Genomic DNA, 3067 nt, shown 5'->3' with positions numbered 1-3067 from the left:
TCGAACGTCTGGAGGACCCGGATCTGCGCATGCGGTTCGACGAGGCCGCAAAGACCTTCTTGGGGGCTGTGGAACGTCTGCTGCCCCGGCCGGAGGTCACGTCCCATCTGCCACTGGCGAAGGAGGCCGGGCTGCTCCAGTGGCGGGCTCGGCGGAGGTTCCGCGACACGGGGACCGGCCGTCCCGACCCCAACCAGTACGGCCCGCTCCTCCGGGAACTGCTGGACGAGCACATTCGCGCCAACGTCCCCATGCAGCAGGTACCGCCCGTCGAGATCACCGATGCGAGCTTCCGGGACCGGGTGGACGCACTCCGCAGCGACCGAGCACGCGCCCGCGAGTACGAGTACGCGCTCCGCCGGTTCCTGGAGACGAACCGGCGCAGCGACCCCGGCCGCGTCCGCCGCCTGAGCAGCCGCCTGGACGTCCTGCTCACCCAGCTCGATCAGCAGTGGCGGGACCTGGCGGATGCGCTGGGCGATCTGGTCGAAGGAATCGCGACGGACGACACCGAGATCCTCGCGCTGGACCTCGACCCTAAAACGGAAGGCCCCATCTACAGTGCCCTAGAGCAGCGGCTCGCAGCCATGCTCGGCGCCGACGGCGAAATCACACGCGACGCGCTAGTGGACGCCGCCCGCCAACTCGCAGGGGTGGTCGAATTCGAGGTGGGGCCGCCGCACTTCGCCGAGAACCTGTTTCTCCAAGACAACCTTCGCAAGGAGTTGGGGCAGCGGGTCAGGGATCTGCTCGGAGTCAAACGCGACGTGGCACGCCCGATCGCGGAAGACCTGCTCGGGCTCGCCATCGCCCGCAGGGACGACTTCCTCCGGAAGTAGGGAGGACTCCCGCGGTGGTGTCCGGTGTGGCTCCACGGCGGGACCGCCGCCTGGCTCATCACGGCTTCGGGGAGTGCGCCGGGGCGGGGGTGGTGTCGAGGTGGCGGACGAGGAGTTCGGTGGTCTCCTGGAGGTCGATGAGGGGGCGGCGGAGGTAGCGGTGCGGGGTGGTCCACCAGCAGAAGGTGCGCCGGTGGACCCACACGTTGAGCCCGGTGAGGACGAGGACGGAGAGGCCGTCGCCGGTGGTGCTGCGTCTCCCTTCGAAGCCGCGGCGGGTGAGGTTGAGCAGAAGGTGGTGTGCGGCGGTTCCCGGGTGGACGCGGTAGTGCAGGCCGGGCCAGTCACAGGGGAGCGGTAGCGCGAACCAGACTGCTTTTCCTGGGACGGACGTGGTGTCGACCCGGGACCGGGTCGGGGCGCTGCCCCAGTCGGCGGTGACCTCGCGGACGAGTTCGAGGCCCTTGCCATGCTCGTCCAGTAGCCCGCCTCCGGAGGTGTGTGGTGTGGCCGTTCGCGCTCCGTCGAAGACGGAGACGATCAGTTGCGGGGACGGGACGGTCCGCGCCCAGATCCATAGCTCCGGTAGAGGTGGTGGTGGTCGGTCGCCCTGGGCGCACCCGGCGTGCCGCAGGGCGTTGGTCGCGGTCTCGGACACGGCGAGCTCGCCGTCCTCGATCACGTCCCGGCCGAGCTGTAGTTCGCACATCGTCTGACGGACGAGCCGCCGCGCCGCCGCCGGCCCGCTCTCGTCCCCCGGCAGCCGCCACGCGCACAACCCCCCGGTCACCAGCCCCCACGCCCCTTTGACCTCCATCGGGCCTCCTCAGTGATCACCATGCGTGTGCGTCAAGTCACATGTCGTGTGGACGGCTCGATACTGACTGATGCAAAGCTAGGATGCAATCCCGTTTTCAAAACTCATATGTAGTGACCGAAATGGACTGTGTGTGTGGTTTCTGCCACGCAAAGTGAGGTTGGGAGGGCAGAATGACGACCGACCATCGAGGAGGTGCCCTCATGCCACGCCCCGAGAGCCCGACCGTCCGCCGGATCATGCTGGGTATCCGGCTCCGCGCGCTGCGGACCCGCGCCGGCATCACGGCGGATGACGCGGCCCGCCACATCGCCCGGACTGACTCGACCATCAGCCGGATGGAGACGGGGCAGACATCGGTGCCCGCCCGCGTCCTCGAACGGCTCGTGGAGCTGTACGGCGCGACGCCAGATGAGACGGCGCAGCTCACCGAACTGGCCAAGGCGGCGCGGCAACGCGGCTGGTGGCAGCGCTACGGCGAGGTCCTGCACCCCGGCTTCGAGCTGTACCTCGGCCTGGAGGCCGAGGCCACGGAGATGCACGCCTATGTCAGTGAGTGGGTGCCTGGCCTGCTCCAGACCGCGGAGTACGCCCACGCGGTGCTGTCTGTCGAGCCTCGACCGCCATCGGACGAGGAGATTCAGGCGCGTGTCGAGGCCCGTCTCGCTCGCCAGGCGATTCTCAGCGGAGATGCCCCTCTCCAATACTGGGTCGTGCTCGACGAGGCAGTGCTACGGCGCGCGGTCGGAGGGCCCAGAGTCATGGCCGAGCAACTACGTGTTCTTGCCTCTGCGGCTCGGCGCCGCAACATCAAGTTGCAGGTCCTGCCGTTCTCGATCGGCGCTCATCCGGGGACGTGCGGTTCGTTCACGGTGCTCACACTCGACCTGGGTGACGCTGCCGTATCTGAATACGCGTACGTCGAGAACCGGGCAGGAACGCTGCTGATGGACAAGATGCCCGAGGTCGAGACTCACCGGCTGGCGTTCGACTCGCTGCGAGCCCAGGCGTTGAGCCCCAGAGACTCGATCGCCATGCTTGAGAAGATTGCCGCAGAGTGGGATGAGACGGAAGGATTGAGTGCATGAAGCTCGGCGAGTTGTCCGGCATACCGTGGCGCAAGAGCTCATATAGCGGCAGCACGGGGGGCGACTGCGTTGAAGTCGCCCGACTAGATGCCAGGCAGATGGTGAGGGACTCCAAGAACCCCGAAGGCGGCGTCCTTGTGCTGCACCTGGACGCGTGGGCGGCGATGGTGTCGCAGATCAAGCGGGGTGCGTACGATCTTTGACCCTGTCAGCGATCGCTGACCCGCTCGCACGGTGTCCCTCGCGCTAAGCACAACGTGCCAGGGCAGGTGACTATTCAGGTCTGCTGGTCTGATTCGGCCCGAGCGTGATCGCTGTCATGG

The 3067-nt window shown here is 67.5% G+C and carries 4 protein-coding genes; 3 read left to right on the top strand and 1 reads right to left on the bottom strand.

All coding sequences use genetic code 11. The annotated features are described in order from the left end of the window. Positions 1-839: hypothetical protein (locus tag ACIWVC_RS26505; protein ID WP_396454721.1), on the top strand; the 839-nt coding region annotated here is incomplete at its 5' end. 58 nt (positions 840-897) lie between these two features. Here ACIWVC_RS26505 and ACIWVC_RS26500 read toward each other — a convergent pair. Further along, positions 898-1656 (bottom strand): ATP-binding protein, encoded by a 759-nt coding sequence (locus ACIWVC_RS26500; protein ID WP_396454720.1) that lies wholly within the window; start codon positions 1654-1656, stop codon positions 898-900. Between the two features lie 203 nt (positions 1657-1859). Between ACIWVC_RS26500 and ACIWVC_RS26495 the strand changes: the two genes are divergently transcribed. Continuing rightward, positions 1860-2744 (top strand): helix-turn-helix domain-containing protein, encoded by an 885-nt coding sequence (locus tag ACIWVC_RS26495; RefSeq protein WP_396454719.1) that lies wholly within the window; start codon positions 1860-1862, stop codon positions 2742-2744. After that, complete coding sequence (locus tag ACIWVC_RS26490) at positions 2741-2947, top strand: DUF397 domain-containing protein (protein ID WP_396454718.1); 207 nt, start codon at positions 2741-2743, stop codon at positions 2945-2947. Before ACIWVC_RS26495 ends, ACIWVC_RS26490 begins: the two co-directional genes overlap by 4 nt. Positions 2948-3067 lie beyond the last annotated feature (120 nt).

Origin of the sequence: Actinomadura sp. (assembly GCF_044508335.1) — a bacterium.
GTDB lineage: Bacteria > Actinomycetota > Actinomycetes > Streptosporangiales > Streptosporangiaceae > Spirillospora.
The sequence above is the reverse complement of the archived record's forward strand: the minus strand, read 5'-3'. Positions and strand labels throughout refer to the sequence as shown.

Excerpts from the sequence above, each read along its gene's own strand:
- ACIWVC_RS26490 (WP_396454718.1), top strand. The coding sequence starts at position 2,741 with ATGAAGCTCGGCGAGTTGTCCGGCATACCGTGGCGCAAGAGCTCATAT.
- ACIWVC_RS26500 (WP_396454720.1), bottom strand. The coding sequence starts at position 1,656 with ATGGAGGTCAAAGGGGCGTGGGGGCTGGTGACCGGGGGGTTGTGCGCG.
- ACIWVC_RS26495 (WP_396454719.1), top strand. The coding sequence starts at position 1,860 with ATGCCACGCCCCGAGAGCCCGACCGTCCGCCGGATCATGCTGGGTATC.